Origin of the sequence: Streptosporangium sp. NPDC050284 (assembly GCF_044459525.1) — a bacterium.
In the GTDB taxonomy this organism is placed as follows: Bacteria; Actinomycetota; Actinomycetes; order Streptosporangiales; family Streptosporangiaceae; genus Streptosporangium.
On the sequence record NZ_JBITIZ010000001.1, the window covers coordinates 874540 to 889400 of the forward strand.

Sequence of the window (14861 nt, forward strand, 5' to 3'; positions counted from 1 at the left end):
CATCGGGACGATCCCGCGGAATCGGTATCGGCGTGACCGGCCCCGGCTGGACCTCGGCGCGACCGGGTACGGTCATGGGTGGTGTCCCATATGCGGATATTTCTGACAAGTGATTGGTTTCACATAACATGTCGGGAATTAGGGTAAAAGCAGACGCGTTGGGAACCGGTTGTGATCGATGTGTCGGGCCTGCGGAAGGTCTATCAGGATCGGGGCCGAGAGGTGGTCGCCGTCGACGGGGTGGATCTCCACGTCCGCGAGGGTGAGATATTCGGCGTGCTCGGGCAGAGCGGCGCCGGTAAGAGCACCCTGCTGCGCTGCGTGAACCTCCTGGAGCGACCCACCTCCGGCACCGTCTCCGTGGCGGGGCAGGAGCTGACCGGCCTGAAGGAGGGTGACCTGCGCAGGGCCCGGCAGCGGATCGGGATGATCCACCAGCACTTCGCCCTGCTCTCCTCCCGCACGGTCGCCGGGAACGTCGCCTTCCCGCTGGAGGTGATGGGGGTGGCCAAAGCCGAGCGTGCCAGGCGTACGGCCGAGCTGCTGGAACTGGTCGGGCTGGCCGACAAGGCGGGGGCGCACCCCGCGCAGCTGTCGGGCGGGCAGAAGCAGCGGGTCGGCATCGCCCGCGCGCTGGCGGGAAGCCCTCCGGTCCTGCTGTCGGACGAGGCCACCTCGGCGCTCGACCCGGGCACCACGCAGTCGATCCTCGCCCTGCTCAAGCGCCTCAACCGCGAGCTCGGCCTGACGATCCTGCTGATCACCCACGAGATGCACGTCGTGAAGTCGATCTGCGACTCGGTCGCCATCATGCGGGACGGCGTGGTCGAGGAGTCGGGGACCATCCCCGAGCTGATCTCCAGGCCCGGCTCCAGGCTCGCCGCCGAGTTGTTCCCCCTTCCCGAGCCGGAGCCTGGTCAGGTCACGATCACCTTCACCGGGCAGGCCGGTGAGCCGGTGGTCTCGCAGGTGGTCCGCAAGTTCGACGTCGACGTCAACATCCTCGGCGGGGCGCTGGAGGAGGTGGCGGGCCTCTCGACGGGACGGCTGCGCCTGCTCGTCACCGGTGACGAGCGCGCCGCCGCGCTCACCTACCTGGCCGGACGCGGCCTGCTCGTCGAGGAGGCCCGATGACCTGGGAAGAGATGCTCCCGCTGCTGCTGGAGTCGACCGGCCAGACCGTCCAGATGGTCCTGTGGTCGACCCTGTTCACGGTGATCCTCGGTCTCCCGCTCGGGGTGGCGCTGGTCGCCACCGACCGAGGCGGGCTGTTCCCCTCGCCCGCGCTCAACCGGGTGCTCGGGCTGATCGTGAACATCGGCCGCTCGCTGCCCTTCATCGTGCTGATGATCGCGATTCTCCCGCTGACCAGGCTCATCGTCGGCACGACCATCGGCACCATCGCCTCGGTGGTCCCGCTGACCCTCGGCGCGGCACCGTTCTTCGCCCGGCTGGTGGAGACCGCGCTGCGCGAGGTCGGCAGGGACAGGGTGCAGGCGGCCCAGGCCATGGGGGCGGGACGGGTGACCATCGTCGGCAAGGTCCTGTTGCCGGAGGCGATGCCCGGCCTGGTCGCGGGGCTCACGGTCACCGTGGTCGCGCTGATCTCGTACTCGGCGATGGCCGGGGCGATCGGCGGGGGAGGACTGGGGGACCTGGCCATCCGCTACGGCTACCAGCGCTTCGAGACCACGCTCATGATCGTCACCGTTGTCGTGCTGGTCGTCGTGGTGCAACTCGTGCAGACCCTGGGTGACACCGTCGCCCGCCGTCTCGCGCGTAACTGACCGGATTGTCGCACTGATCATTTACCCCTGTTTTATGATTTATCCGGCAAGTGATTTTATTTGATCATTGGTGTGGCCTCGCCTTTTAAGTGAAGTGAAAGTTACGGGCAATCGGCGCATCGTACAACGTGGGTGTCAAAATCCTCACTCCCGAGAGGAACCCTCGAAATGCGATTCGCCAGCCGAATCCTCCTGGGCGCCGGTGCCGCCGCCCTGCTCGCCACGGCTACTCCGGCGATGGCCAGCGCCGCGACCGTGACCCCCGTCCAGACCGTCGCCACGACCACCGCCGCGGACCCCTTCTACGCCGACAGCTGGGGGCCGTACTACTCCGGTGACGAGAAGGCGAAGGCCGAAGGCAAGGTCACCGTGGAGAAGAAGTCAGAGAAGAAGTGGTACTGGAAGAAGTACTCCAAGATCGTCAAGAAGTGCACCTGGTACAAGGGTGAGAAGAAGTGCAAGTGGGTGAAGCAGTGGTTCAAGAAGCGCGCGTGGAAGTGGGAGGACACATACCACTACACCGTCGACAGTAAGCTCACCAACCACAAGTGGTGGGGCAAGCCCAGGCACTTCTGCGCTTGGGAGACCTTCAAGGTCGTGGGCTTCGACGGCTCGACCACTTTCAAGAGCTTCAAGAACTGCTCCAAGCGGCCCGGCTTCCACTCCTTCTCCGGTAAGGACGCCGAGCACATCTACGTCAAGGTGGGGCGGGGCAACCACGGCCACTTCAACGGCTACCAGAGTGGCTGGGAGAACATCTACAGCCACGCCTGATCCATACGGCCGGGTCCCGCGTAGGGCCTGACCGTCCACCGGGCCGCGATCTCGTCCGCGAGATCGCGGCCCGGTCGCGTGCGGGCACCTCTCACCGAACCCGCGGGTCGAACTCGTCGATCAGCCGATGCCCGATCCGCCGGGCATCGGCTGATCGTTCCTTGCCGGTGGAGTGAGAAGGGGGCGCTTGGCCGTGCGGCCGTCACCCGAGGAGCGGCCACGCAGGCGGCGGCCGATCCACGGCCTGGCGAAGGTGACCAGCCAGCGCAGCTCCGTCGCCGCGGTCCGCCAGACGGCGGGGGCGGGCAGCGCGGGGAGCGGAGACCTCCAGGTGGGGTCGCTGCCCGGCAGGCTCAGGGCGTGCGCCATGGCGGCGGCGAGCCTGGCGTGCCCCACGGAACTGATGTGCAGGCGGTCCTCGTGCCACATCCGGGCATCCGTGACGAACGCGAGCGGGTACATGTCGATCACGGTGACGCCGTGGCGGGCGGCGGCCTCGCGGATGCGCTCGTTGATGTCGAGCACCCTGGGCAGGAGCGGGCGGGCGAGCGGCGCGACCCTGGTGATGTCGGGGAAGGTCGCGGTGACCACGTGCGCCCCGATGGCGGTCAGGCCCGCGAACATGTCCTCCAGGGCGCCGGCGACCTCGGCGGCCCGGTATCCGGGGCGGATGACGTCGTTCATGCCGGCCACGACCGTGGCCAGGTCGGGGCGCAGTTCCAGAGCGACAGGCAGTTGCTCGTCGCGGACCCGGGCGGCCTGGCGGCCGCGTACGGCGAGGTTGGCGTAGAGCAGGTCCGGGTTGGCGTCGGCCAGGTGCTCGGCGAGCCGGTCGGCCCAGCCGCGGTACCCGCTCACGTCGTCGCCGTCGCCGAGCCCCTCGGTCTGGCTGTCGCCGAGCGCGACATAGCGGTGGTAGGTCTTCACGCCGGCTTTCCTTCGTTGTGTACGGCACGTTCACCCAGCGTCCGGGCCGTCTGCAGGCACCAGTCGCGCATCTCCCGCTCCAGCCGAAGCCCGCCCAGGCAGGTGAGGTACGGGCCGACGCGCTCCCCCAGGCGTAGGAACGACTTCTCGTCCATGTCGCCGCGCAGGCGCACCAGCATCTTGCCGAACAGCGTGAGCTTGGCCGCCGCCTCCTCCGCGCGTTCGTGGAGCTGGGCGATCAGGATCTCGGGGGCGAGCAGGTCGGACGCGTGGACCTTCACGGCCAGGTCGTCGCGGATGAGCAGGGGCTTGGCCGGGATCGCGGCGAAGGCGGCGAGCTCGCCCACCCCGGCCTCGGTCACGGTGAACACACGCTTGTTGGGACGTCCTTGCTGAACGACCTCGCGGCCCGTCACCAGAGCGTCGGACTCCAGCTTGGCCAGCTCGGCGTAGAGCTGCTGGGGGGCGGCGTACCAGAAGTTGGAGACCCCCACATCGAAGATCTTGGTCAGTTGGTAACCGCTGTACTCGCCGTCCAGCAGCGCGGCCAGCACCGCGTGTCGCAGGGCCACCGGCTAGCCGCAGTAGTCATGATGATTAATAGTCATATTTATGAGTATGTGGCATGAGTGAGTCCGGGACAAGAGAGCGGAGCGAAAGCTCGGCGGCGTCCTCACGGACGATCGCCACATTCCCCGGCCGGAGGGGCGGGTGATCATCGGCACCCCCGCCCGCGCGCTGATTCCGGAAAAGATCTTCATGGTGGTCTCCGCGCCGCGGGGCGCCCGCTGAGCACGGCGGATAAAGCCGTTGTCAGAGGATCCCGCTCGACGCGATCAGGCTCTTAAGCTGGTCTTACGTGCGGTCGGGCATTGTTTTCCCTAACCGGTGAGCACCGGCCTCCGCCCCGTCGAACCGGGGAGGATGTAGGACTTGGGGGAAGACATGGACCCGAACAGGAATGAGCAGCAGGGCATACCGGCCGAGGCGACCCCCGGGAACGACGGCTGGACCCAGTTCGGCAAGGTGCCGCCGCGCGTCGGCGCCTACCGCGCCGACGCCGACACCGGACCGCAGCCGACGCTGATCCACCCGGTGCCGGAACAGCTCGCCGCCGAGGCACCAGTAGGAGCCGGGGGGTACGGGGGATCGGGGGCGCTCCCCCCGCAGCGAGGCAGGCTCAGCGTCGGGCAGAAAGTAGGCGCCGGTCTCGCTCTGGCGGCCATGGCCGTCGGAGGTGGGGTCGCGGGGGCCTTCGCCGCGACGAGTCTCAACGGCGGCACCGTCGCCCAGGTCTCGTCGGCCGGCCCGGTGGTGAGCCAGGTCGGCAACGTGACCACGGTCGCCGACATCGCCCAGGCCGTCCAGCCCTCCGTGGTGTCGATCGAGATCAGGACCGCCGCCGGCGGGGGCGAGGGGTCCGGGGTGGTGCTGTCGGAGGACGGACTGATCCTGACCAACAACCACGTGGTGGAGGCCGGGGGCCAGGGGGGTCCGGGCAGCCAGGTGACCGTCAAGTTCAGCGACGGGAAGTCCGCCACCGCGAAGATCGTCGGTACCGACCCGGCCACCGACCTCGCGGTCATCAAGGCGGAGGGGGTCTCCGGCCTGACCAAGGCCTCGCTCGGCGACAGCGACCGGCTGAAGGTGGGTGACTCCGTCCTCGCGATCGGCAGCCCGCTCGGCCTGTCCGGCTCGGTCACCGCCGGGATCGTCAGCGCGCTGAACCGTACCCTGACCGTCGGCGGTGACCAGGGCCGGCAGCAGCTCCCGCCCGGCTGGGGCAGGCAGCAGCAGGGCGGCAGTGCGGGCACCACCATCGGTGGCGCCATCCAGACCGACGCGGCGATCAACCCCGGCAACTCGGGAGGCGCTCTGGTCAACGCGGCCGGCCAGGTGGTGGGCATCAACACCGCCATCGCCACCAACGGCGGGGAGGGCAGCATCGGCGTCGGCTTCGCCATCCCCATCACCACCGCCAACCAGGTCGCCCAGCAGCTCATCGAGAGCGGCAAGGTCTCCCACGCCTTCCTGGGCGTGAGCATGACCGACGCCACCGGGGACGCGGGCGGAGCCCTGGTCGGCCAGGTCACCGAGGGAAGCCCCGCGGCCAAGGCGGGCATCCAGCAGGGCGATCTGATCACCAAGATCAACGACACGGCGGTGGACGAGGCCGCCACCGTGGTCGGAGCCGTCCGCGGCTTCAAGCCCGGCCAGCAGGTGAGCATCACCTACGCCCGCGACGGGCAGCCCCACACCGTCACGGTGACCCTCGCGGAGAAGACCGGCGAGTAAGGTTCCCCGACGGATGTGCCGCCGGAGGCCACCACGGCTCCGGCGGCACATCCGTCTTCGTCGTTCACGGCACATCCGGTCGCCGTGGTCCGCCGCGCGGGTCCCGCCGGTTTCGAGACCTCGGTGGACGCGCCCCCTCGGCGGGGCCGGAGAGCGGGCGCTCCCGCGAGGCGGTTGGAGGACGACACAACGGATCGGGTCCGGTTCGTCGTGAAGGCCGAAGAAGCGGCGCCCGGGTGGGCTTAACCTTCGGACATGCCTCGCCTTTCCCCGCGAGTGGAACGTACAAGTAAGCGCTGGTGTGCCACCCGGGTGTTCATCCTCGACGGCCGTCCGTCCCACCGGGTGGACCACGAAGAAAGGATCGTCGAATGGCTGGAGCAGTGGATCCCGGTCGCTGGCACGCCCGTCTCGCCGAGCTGATCACCGAGTACGAGGTGCCCGGCGCTGGCCTGGCCTTCCTGCACGAGGGGGAGGTGCACGAGTTCGCTGCGGGCGTGCTCAACGTGGAGACCGGGGTGGAGACGACCACCGACTCGCTCTTCCAGATCGGCTCGGTCACCAAGGTCTGGACCGCCACCCAGATCATGCTCCTCGTCGAGCGGGGCGCGCTCACGCTCGACGCCCCGGTCGCCGAGATCCTGCCGGAGTTCCGGGTCGCCGACCCCGAGGTGACCAAGACCGTCACCATCCGGCACCTGCTCTCGCACACCTCCGGCATCGACGGGGACCTCTTCCTCGACACCGGCCGCGGCGACGACTGCGTCGAGAAGTACGTCGAGGCCTGTGCGAACCTCGCGCAGAACCACCCCCTGGGCGCCACCCAGTCATACTGCAACTCGGGTTTCATCATCGCCGGGCGCGTCATCGAACGTCTCACCGGCAAGGGATGGGACGCCGCGCTGCGCGAGCAGATCATCGAGCCGCTCGGCCTGAGCCACACCTGGACCCTGCCGGAGGACGTGCTGCGCTTCCGCGGCGCGATGGGCCACATCGACGGCGCGCCCGCCCCCGTCTGGGGCCTGATGCGCTCCTGCGGCCCGGCGGGGTTGATCTGCGCGCGTCCCGCCGACGTCGTGGCCTTCGCCCGCGCGCACCTGGGCACCGGCCTGCTCGCCGACCCGCGGGCGATGTGGGAGCCGCAGGTGGACATCCCCAACCCGTACACCCTGGGGAGGCAGTGGGGGCTGGGCTGGATCCTGGACGAGTGGCAGGGGCACCGGATCATCTCCCACGGCGGCAACACCATCGGCCAGGCGGCCATGCTCTGGGCCGTACCCGACAGCGAGACCGTGGTGTGCGCGCTGGCGAACGGCGGCCACACCGCCGCGTTCCATCACGCCCTCGCCACCGAGCTCTTCGGCGAACTGCTCGGCCTGGCCGTGCCGCCCGTGCTGGGACCGCCGGCCGCGCCGTTCGAGACCGACGTCGAGCGGTACGCCGGCGTGTACGAGCGGGCGGGCAGCCGGATGACGCTCACGATCCGCGGCGGCAGGCTCTCGCTGCACATCGAGGCCACCGGAGCCCTCGCCGGGCTGAAGCAGCCAATGGAGTTCGATCTCGTCGCGGTGGACGACGTCACCTTCGTCGGCCGCCCCGAAGGAGAGCCGCAGTGGCTGTCGGCGGTGTTCTACGAACTCCCCGACGGCTCGCCGTACATCCACCTGGGTGTGCGTGCCACACCCAAGATCGCCTGAGGAGCCGGAGTTCTGGACCGCGGCCCTCGTGATGCAGCTCGTCGACGAGGAACTGGTCGAGCTGGACCGGTGATACGCGAGAGCACCGGGCTCGCGGCCCCGGACTTCCCGGTCCCCGCCGGGACGCCGCAGGCCGTGGACCTCACGCCGTACCCCGGCAGATGCCGGGGGCCGACGCTCACCTACGAGGTGGGGGAGCCGGCCGCGGCGCGGGCCACGCGACCGGCTCCACCCGGGTTCTCGCCGAGGTGGGGAACGCTTCAGACGGTGATCCATTCGGTGGAGACGGTGACCTCGTCCAGGATCGCGGGGACGGGGTCGACACCGATGCCGGGCCCTGTGGGGACCTCCAGATGCCCTTCGTTCAGCTCGAAGGGGGCGGTGATGTCGGTGGCGTAGTAGCGGCGAGAGGCGGAGGTGTCGCCGGGCAGCGTGAAGCCGGGCATCGCGGCGAGGGCGAGGTTGGCCGCGCGACCGATCCCGGTCTCCAGCATGCCGCCGCACCACAGGGCGACGCCGTGGGCGCGGGCGAGGTCGTGGATGCGCCGCGCCTCGAGGTAGCCGCCGACGCGGCCGGGCTTGACGTTGATGATCGAGCAGGCGCCCAGGGTGATGGCGGCGGCTGCGTGTTCGGCCGACTCGATGGACTCGTCCAGGCAGATGGGGGTGGTGATCTTCGTGGCGAGGCGGGCGTGCTGGACCATGTCGTCGTTCGCGAGGGGCTGCTCGATGAGCAGCAGGCCGAAGTCGTCGAGCCTGGCCAGGTGGGGGGCGTCGGTGAGGGTGTAGGCGGCGTTGGCGTCGACCTGCAGGAGAAGATCGTCGCCGAAGCGTTCGCGGACGGCGCGGACGGGGGCGAGGTCCCAGCCGGGTTCGATCTTCAGTTTGATCCGGGCGTAACCCTCGTCGAGGTAACCGGTGACGGCGTCGAGGAGCCGGGGGACGGAGTCCATGATGCCGACCGACACTCCGCAGGGCACGCGGTCGGCTTCCGCGCCGAGGAAGGAGGCGAAGGACTCGCCGGAGGTGCGGAGCCGGGCGTCCAGGACGGCGGTCTCCAGGGCGGCCTTGGCCATGCGGTGGCCCTTGAAAGGGCGCAGGGCGCGGTTCACGCCGTGGGCGTCGACGTGGGCGGGCAGGGCGGGAATGAGGAAACGACGCAGGACGTCGGCGGCGCCGTCGACGTATTCGGGGGAGTAGAGGGGGTCGGACATGGCCACGCACTCGCCCCAGCCCTCTGCGTCGGGGGTGACGACGCGCAGGAGCAGGACGTCGCGTTCGGTCTCGGTGCCGAACGAGGTGCGGAAGGGGGCGACCAGCGGCATTCTGATCCGCCGCAGCTCGATTCCAGTGATCTTCATGACGGTGTGCGGCCTCCGCCGCGTCTCCCTCCTCTAGCGCCGCCGGTCAGGCGACCCGTTCCACGATGTCGCGCGGCTCGCGCCGCGTCCTTCTCCGAGCGCCCCACCGGACGTTCCCTGAGCGTCCGCCGCGAGCCTCGCAGATCGGGGCATTCAGCGGGTCCGCTCCACGGGGTGGCGGCCCTCGCGGTTAACCCGGTCACCCGGCCCGCTCCACGAGGTAGTCACCCTCGGCGGTGAACCCGGTCACCCGGGCGCCCTCTTCCATCAGTGAGCCAAGCACGTCGCGCACGGCGTGGCGCCATGACTTGGCCGCGCCGGGATCGGTGCGGCGCAGCGCCTCGATGTCGGCCGGTATCGCGACCAGCAGCATCCGGGCGTCGGTCCTTCCCGGGACCGGGCGGCCGTCGCGTTCGGCCAGGGCGGTCACCGCGTCCGGCGGGACCTTCGGCCGGTGCGGCTCGCCCCGTACGGCGGCGAGCACCCGCGGCTCGGTCAGCCGCCAGACGGTGAGCACCCGGTCGGACTCGTCGCCCGCGTTGATCGCGTCCTCCATCACGCCGTAGAAGGACGGCAGGTACTCCTCGGGACGGGCACCGAGCTTGACCAGGTTGAAGTGGGCGTTGCGGCGCACCAGCGGATCGTAGGTCCAGGTGATGAGATCCAGGCCCCGGTCGAGCGCCCAGCGGCGCTGGTGCGATTTGAGCGCGAATCCGATCCCGCGCCCGACGGCGGCGCCGGTGACGTGCGAGTGCAGCACCTGCCCGGCCGGGGCCGCGAGGAAGCCGACCGAGGCGCCCACCAGCCGATCGCCCTGGTAGGCGCCGGTGACGTAGTTGCCCGCGTGTGACAGCGCCCGCATGAGCTCGACGGTGATGGGCTCCCCGCCGGGATCGGGGTGCCAGATGCCGTCGAACAGCCGGAAGACCTCCTCCATCTCCTCGATGGAGCGCAGCTCGCGCAGTATCACGCCGTTCATCCGAGCGTCGCCCGGAGCAGGCCGGTCAGCAGCGCCGTACGACCGGGCATCTCGGCCACGACCACGTGCTCACCGTCGGCGTGGGCGCCGCCGCCCACCGCGCCCAGCCCGTCGAGGGTGGGACAGCCGGCTCCGGCGGTGTAGTTGCCGTCGGAGGCTCCGCCCACTCCGACACCGATGAGCGGGGCTAGCCCGAGGCCGGCGGCGATCCGCTGGGCGACGGCGAACAATCCGGCCGACGAGGCCTCCTCCAGGGGAGGGCGGTTCGGGCCACCTGTCACCTCCAGCCGGGTCCCGGCGAGCCGGGGGGACAGCGCCCTCATCAGCTCGTCCACCCGCTCCTGCGCGGCGAGAGTGGGCACCCGCACGTCCACCGACAGGCGGGCCAGCGCGGGCACGGTGTTGACCGTGGTCCCCGCCGACAGCACCGTGGGCGTGACGGTGATCCGGCCCAGGCCGCCGGGCCCGCCGTGCGGCGTCTCCGGTGCCGCGGAGCCCGGCCGCGGATCTGGGAGCAGGGGCAGCCCGCGCGTCGCGGCGGGCGACGTCTCCGCCGTCGTCACGACAGGGGGAGCACCGTTCACCCGATCGGCGATCCCGGTGACGGCGAGGATCTGATGGGCCAGCTCGATCCCCGCGTTCACCCCCTTCTCCGGCTCCAGGCCGGCGTGCGCGGCCGTTCCGCGCACCACGAGCTCGTAGACCGACGTTCCCTTGCGTGCCGTCTTGAGCGCTCCGCCGTCGGCGCTCGCCTCCAGCACGAACGCGGCCGCGAGGCCGCGTGCCGACTCCTCGATCAGCGCGCGTGAGGACGGTGAACCGACCTCCTCGTCGCCGGTGACCAGCACGCACACCCCGTCCGGCGAGGGCAGCGCGGCGAGCGCGTGAAACGCCTGCACCAGCCCGGCCTTCATGTCGAACACCCCGGGGCCCCGGGCGATCCCGCCGCTCACCGACCAGGGGCGCTCGGCGAGCGTCCCGAGCGGCCAGACCGTGTCGTGGTGGCCGACCAGCAGGACCCGAGGCGTGCCGAAGGTCCACCGCAGGTGGGTGACCCCGCCGATCACGATCGTCTCGGCGCGCGCGCCGAGCCTCCTGAACCCCTGGTCGGCGACCACCCGGGCGCTACGGGCCACCGCCTCGTGGTCGGCGGAGAACGACTCGCACGCGACGAGCTCCTCCAGGTCCTCGAGCATGACGTCCAGGTTCATCGCGCCCGTCCCAGCTCGGCGCGGAACAGCCGGTCCACGGTGTACTCGGCCAGGAAGGCGGTCAGGAAGTCGACGCAGACGACGCCGCCGGTCGCGGCGACGGCGCGGTGGTGGAGCTCAACGGACACGTGCCGGCCCTCCGATGCTTGGTTACCGCGACGGTACGACAGGTTGAGGGAGATGTAATTCGGCTGGTTTTCCTAAGAGTGGTGAATTGTTCATCCAATCGGCCAAGATCACTTGTTTCGCTCCGGTTGGAGAGGGGGGACGGGCGGCAGGGGAGCGAGATGTCACCGGCCGGCGGTGAGCGCCTCCGAGCGCCACAGGTCGCGGTAGTAGCCGGGAGAGGAGACCAGCTCCCGGTGGGTGCCCCGCTGCGTCACCGACCCGTTCTCCAGTACGACGATCTCGTCCACCCGCTCCAGCCCGCGCAGCCGGTGCGTGACGAGCAGCGTCGTGTGGCCGTGGGTGGCGTCCAGGAGGTCGGCCATGAGCGCGTCCGCCGTCGTCTCGTCCAGGGCCTCGGCGGGCTCGTCGAGCAGCAGCACCGGCGGGTCGTGCAACAGCGCCCGCGCCAGCGCCAGCCGCTGCAACTGGCCACCGGACACCGTACGCCCGTCCTCCCCGAGCGTCGCGTCCCAGCCGGTGCGCTCCACCCACCGGTCCAGGCGTGCCCGCCGCACCGCCTCGGCCAGCTCCTCCTCACCGGCCTCCGGGCCCGCGAGCCGCAGGTTGTCCCTCAGCGAGGTCTGGAACACGTACGGATCCTGCGTCAGCCCGGTCATCACCCGCCGCACGTCGTCGGACGCGAGCTCCCGGACGTCCACCCCGCCGACCCTGATCGTCCCCGACTCGGGCTCTACCAGGCGCATCAGGGCCGACAGCAGGGTGCTCTTGCCGGCACCGCTGGGGCCGACCAGGGCGACGCGCCTACCGGGGGTGAGGGTGAGGCTGACGCCGTCCAGGGCGGGGGCGAGACCGGCGTCGTGCCGGACCACCAGGTTCTCGATCTCGACGGTCGGCGGCCCGCCGGGGACAGGGACCGGGACGGACGGCTCGGTCACCGCCGGTGGGGTCGCGCCCACCTCCCGCAGGCGGCGCAGGGCGGCGAGCACCCCGGTCAGCCGCTCCCCGGCTGCGGCCATCGGCAGCACCGGCTCGAAGGACACCAGCGAGACCAGCGCGAGAACCGCGGTGGTCACCGCACCCGCCCCCGAGCTCCCCGCCAGCAGGACGACCGCCGTCACGGTCAGTCCCTGGGTGAGCATGCCCAGGGCCGAGGCCACCGCGTTCGCCCGTGCCTGCCTGCGCTCCAGCGCCGCCAGCCGGGCGTCGGTCTCGGCGGCGGCGGCGAGTGCCCGCTCGTCCGCCCCGTAGGCGGCGAGGTCGGCGGCCCCGTGCACCAGATCGGCGACCCGGGCGGCCAGGTCGGCCCGTGCCGGGGCGATCCGCGCCGACCAGCGCCGCGCGGCGGCGGCCGTGCCCGCGGGGATCAGCACCCCGGCCACCAGCAGCCCGGCGAGGAGCGCGAATGCCGCCACCGGGAGCAGGAACAGTCCGATCACCACCGCGGCCACGCCGGTGACCAGCGCCGCCAGCGCCGGGAGCAGGCAGCGTACGAGCAGGTCCTGTACCGCGTCGGTGTCGTCGACCATGCGGCTGAGCAGGTCGGCCCCCCGCTGCCTCGGCGATCCTCCGGGGATGAGCGCCCGGTAGAGCCGCTCCCTGGTCGTCGCCTGGGCCCGCAGCGCCACGTCGTGACCGGCCAGACGCTCTCCGTAGCGGAAGACGCCCTTGGTCGTCGCGAACGCCCTGACCCCGACGATCGCCACGCTCAGCGCCGCGAGCGGGGGCTGCTCGGCGGCCCTGGTGATGAGCCACGCGGCGGAGCCGATCAGCCCGAGCCCGGCCAGTTCGGCCGCCGCCCCCGCGGCCGCGGCGAGGGCGAGCCGCCCGCCGGACCGGTCGGCAGGTCGTCCGTCCGCCTGGCCCACCGTTCGCTCCCCGTCCATCCGGCCCGTCGGGATCTGGCTGACGTCGGTCACGAGGAGACCTCCTCTCGTGTCCCCGCCGGAGGTCTCTCCCCGGCCACCACGCGTCCGTCGGCGATCCGGATCACCCGGTCGGCCAGGTCGATCATCGCGGGCCGATGGGCGACGATCACGGCGGTGCGGCCCTCGGCGAGGTCGCGGGTCGCGTTCACGACCGCGCCCTCGCTGCGGCCGTCGAGCCGCGCGGTCGGCTCGTCCAGCAGGAGCAGGTCGGCCTCCGGGCGGCAGAACGCGCGGGCGAGCGCGACCCGCTGCCGCTGCCCGGCCGACAGGTTCGTCCCGCGCTCGCCGAGCACCGTGTCGTAGCCCTCGGGCAGTGCCAGGATGAACTCCTCCGCCTGCGCGGCCCGCGCCGCGGCCCTGACCTCGTCGATCGTCGCGCCGGGGGCACCGAGCCTGATGTTGTCGGCGACCGAGGTGGCGAAGAGGTGCGGGCGCTGGGGGACGAACGCCAGGCGCGCCCGCCAGGAGTCATGGTCGCCGATCTCGGCGCCGTCGACGAGCACCCGGCCCTCGGTGGGGGTGACGAAGCCGAGCAGCAGGTGGAGCAGGGTGCTCTTGCCCGCGCCGCTCTCGCCGACCAGGGCCACCCGTTCGCCGGGGGCGATCACCAGCGACACGTCCCGCAGCGCGGCCTCCTCACGGTCCGGGTAGCGCACCGTGACATGCTCCAGCCGGATCTCCGGCGCGCTCCCCGCTCCGGACTCCGCTTCCGGCGGGGATTCCTCCGCCGTACGGATTCCCGCCCGCCCGTCGCGCGCGGGCCCCATTGTCGAGACCGCCGAGACCGCCGAGACCGCCGAGACCGCCGAGGCTCCCGCGGCCCCCGTTGCCCTTGGGGCTTCCGCCTCGCCGTCCAGGACGGCGAACGCCTCGTCGGCGGCGGCGACGCCCTCCATCGCCGCGTGGAACCTGCCGCCCATGTTGCGCAGCGGCAGGTACGCCTCCGGCGCCAGGAGCAGGACCAGCAGCGCGGTCGACAGGTCCAGGGAGCCGGAAAGCAGCCGCAGGCCCACCGGGACGGCGACCAGGGCGAGCGACAGGGACGCGGCCAGCTCAAGGACGAGCGAGGACAGGAACGCCACCCGCAGCGTGCGCATCGTCGCGGCCCGGTGGGCGTCGGCCACCCGCCGGATCACCTCGGCCTGGTAGCGGGCCCTGCCGAAGGCCCGCAGCGTGGGAAGGCCCCTGACCACGTCCAGGAAGTGCCCGCCGAGGCGGGACAGGGCCTTCCACTGGCGCTCCGTCACGGCCTTGGTGTGCATGCCGACCAGTGCCCCGAAGATCGGGATGAGCGGCAGCGTGACCAGTACGATCACCGCGCTGGCCAGGTCGGCGGTGAACAGCCGGACGAGCACCGCGATCGGCACGACGCCCGCGACCGCCACCGCCGGCAGGTAGCCCGACAGGTAGGGGTCGAGGGCGTCCAGGCCCCGGCCGGTCAGGGTCACCAGCTCGCCCGAGCGCTGCGAGGCGGGCCTGACGGGGCCCAGATCCCGCAGCCGCGCCAGCAGGCGGTGCCGCAGGGCGGACTTCACCCCGGTGGTCATGCGCCCGGCGGCGATCCCCTGCCCCAGGGTGAGCAGCGCCCGGACGCCGACGACGAGCGCCAGCAGGATCAGGGCCGGGGTCGCGAACCGCCCGGACAGCACCCCGGCGAGCAGCTCCGCCTGGACGAGGACGAGCAGCCCGGTCAGGACGGCGGCGGCCAGGCACACGGCCAGGTGGCGGCGGACGGCCCGCTCGCCCAGTGCCAGCCGTACAAGATCCTTGTGCATG

The 14861-nt window shown here is 71.5% G+C and carries 13 protein-coding genes; 5 read left to right on the forward strand and 8 right to left on the reverse strand.

Annotated elements, in window-relative coordinates; translation table 11 throughout:
• The first annotated feature begins 171 nt into the window (after positions 1-171).
• From ACIBH4_RS03760 to ACIBH4_RS03770, 3 genes are all read left to right on the forward strand, one after another.
• Entirely contained in the window at positions 172-1134 is a 963-nt protein-coding gene (locus ACIBH4_RS03760) for an ATP-binding cassette domain-containing protein (protein ID WP_362505648.1), read from the forward strand.
• Positions 1131-1787: a methionine ABC transporter permease gene (locus tag ACIBH4_RS03765; protein ID WP_350943662.1), complete on the forward strand. Its 657-nt coding sequence runs from the start codon at positions 1131-1133 to the stop codon at positions 1785-1787. Before ACIBH4_RS03760 ends, ACIBH4_RS03765 begins: the two co-directional genes overlap by 4 nt.
• A gap of 168 nt (positions 1788-1955) precedes the next feature.
• Positions 1956-2561 carry a hypothetical protein gene (locus ACIBH4_RS03770; protein WP_362505652.1) on the forward strand — a complete coding sequence of 202 codons (606 nt, stop codon included), beginning with the start codon at positions 1956-1958 and terminating at the stop codon, positions 2559-2561.
• A 120-nt stretch (positions 2562-2681) separates the two neighbouring features.
• On the opposite strand, the gene ACIBH4_RS03775 is transcribed toward ACIBH4_RS03770, so the two are convergent.
• Together ACIBH4_RS03775 and ACIBH4_RS03780 are read right to left on the reverse strand one after the other, a co-directional pair.
• Positions 2682-3488, reverse strand: coding sequence for an SGNH/GDSL hydrolase family protein (locus ACIBH4_RS03775; protein ID WP_362505655.1), 807 nt, complete (start codon positions 3486-3488; stop codon positions 2682-2684).
• Positions 3485-4060, reverse strand: coding sequence for a PadR family transcriptional regulator (locus tag ACIBH4_RS03780; protein WP_362765551.1), 576 nt, complete (start codon positions 4058-4060; stop codon positions 3485-3487). Before ACIBH4_RS03780 ends, ACIBH4_RS03775 begins: the two co-directional genes overlap by 4 nt.
• A gap of 361 nt (positions 4061-4421) precedes the next feature.
• Between ACIBH4_RS03780 and ACIBH4_RS03785 the strand changes: the two genes are divergently transcribed.
• Together ACIBH4_RS03785 and ACIBH4_RS03790 are read left to right on the forward strand one after the other, a co-directional pair.
• Complete coding sequence (locus tag ACIBH4_RS03785; protein ID WP_362765554.1) at positions 4422-5783, forward strand: trypsin-like peptidase domain-containing protein; 1362 nt, start codon at positions 4422-4424, stop codon at positions 5781-5783.
• Positions 5784-6154: 371 nt separating this feature from the next.
• A complete protein-coding gene (locus tag ACIBH4_RS03790) occupies positions 6155-7480 on the forward strand; it encodes a serine hydrolase (protein WP_362765557.1) in 1326 nt (441 codons plus the stop codon).
• 260 nt (positions 7481-7740) lie between these two features.
• On the opposite strand, the gene menC is transcribed toward ACIBH4_RS03790, so the two are convergent.
• The 6 genes from menC to cydD all read right to left on the reverse strand — a co-directional run bounded on the left by menC (position 7741) and on the right by cydD (position 14860).
• Entirely contained in the window at positions 7741-8841 is a 1101-nt protein-coding gene (gene menC / locus ACIBH4_RS03795) for an o-succinylbenzoate synthase (RefSeq protein WP_362505667.1), read from the reverse strand.
• A 199-nt stretch (positions 8842-9040) separates the two neighbouring features.
• On the reverse strand, positions 9041-9820 hold the full coding sequence (locus ACIBH4_RS03800; RefSeq protein WP_362765560.1) for a GNAT family N-acetyltransferase: 780 nt from the start codon (positions 9818-9820) through the stop codon (positions 9041-9043).
• Positions 9817-11031: a M20 family metallopeptidase gene (locus tag ACIBH4_RS03805; RefSeq protein WP_362765563.1), complete on the reverse strand. Its 1215-nt coding sequence runs from the start codon at positions 11029-11031 to the stop codon at positions 9817-9819. Before ACIBH4_RS03805 ends, ACIBH4_RS03800 begins: the two co-directional genes overlap by 4 nt.
• Entirely contained in the window at positions 11028-11159 is a 132-nt protein-coding gene (locus ACIBH4_RS03810) for a hypothetical protein (RefSeq protein WP_362505676.1), read from the reverse strand. Before ACIBH4_RS03810 ends, ACIBH4_RS03805 begins: the two co-directional genes overlap by 4 nt.
• 162 nt (positions 11160-11321) lie before the next feature.
• Positions 11322-13076 carry a thiol reductant ABC exporter subunit CydC gene (gene cydC, locus ACIBH4_RS03815; RefSeq protein WP_362505679.1) on the reverse strand — a complete coding sequence of 585 codons (1755 nt, stop codon included), beginning with the start codon at positions 13074-13076 and terminating at the stop codon, positions 11322-11324.
• A complete protein-coding gene (cydD, locus tag ACIBH4_RS03820; RefSeq protein WP_362765566.1) occupies positions 13073-14860 on the reverse strand; it encodes a thiol reductant ABC exporter subunit CydD in 1788 nt (595 codons plus the stop codon). The genes cydC and cydD overlap by 4 nt, the downstream gene beginning before the upstream one ends.
• Position 14861: the final 1 nt, after the last annotated feature.

Excerpts from the sequence above, each read along its gene's own strand:
- menC (WP_362505667.1), bottom strand. The coding sequence starts at position 8,841 with ATGAAGATCACTGGAATCGAGCTGCGGCGGATCAGAATGCCGCTGGTC.
- ACIBH4_RS03800 (WP_362765560.1), bottom strand. The coding sequence starts at position 9,820 with ATGAACGGCGTGATACTGCGCGAGCTGCGCTCCATCGAGGAGATGGAG.
- ACIBH4_RS03790 (WP_362765557.1), top strand. The coding sequence starts at position 6,155 with ATGGCTGGAGCAGTGGATCCCGGTCGCTGGCACGCCCGTCTCGCCGAG.
- ACIBH4_RS03770 (WP_362505652.1), top strand. The coding sequence starts at position 1,956 with ATGCGATTCGCCAGCCGAATCCTCCTGGGCGCCGGTGCCGCCGCCCTG.
- ACIBH4_RS03805 (WP_362765563.1), bottom strand. The coding sequence starts at position 11,031 with ATGAACCTGGACGTCATGCTCGAGGACCTGGAGGAGCTCGTCGCGTGC.
- cydD (WP_362765566.1), bottom strand. The coding sequence starts at position 14,860 with ATGCACAAGGATCTTGTACGGCTGGCACTGGGCGAGCGGGCCGTCCGC.
- ACIBH4_RS03765 (WP_350943662.1), top strand. The coding sequence starts at position 1,131 with ATGACCTGGGAAGAGATGCTCCCGCTGCTGCTGGAGTCGACCGGCCAG.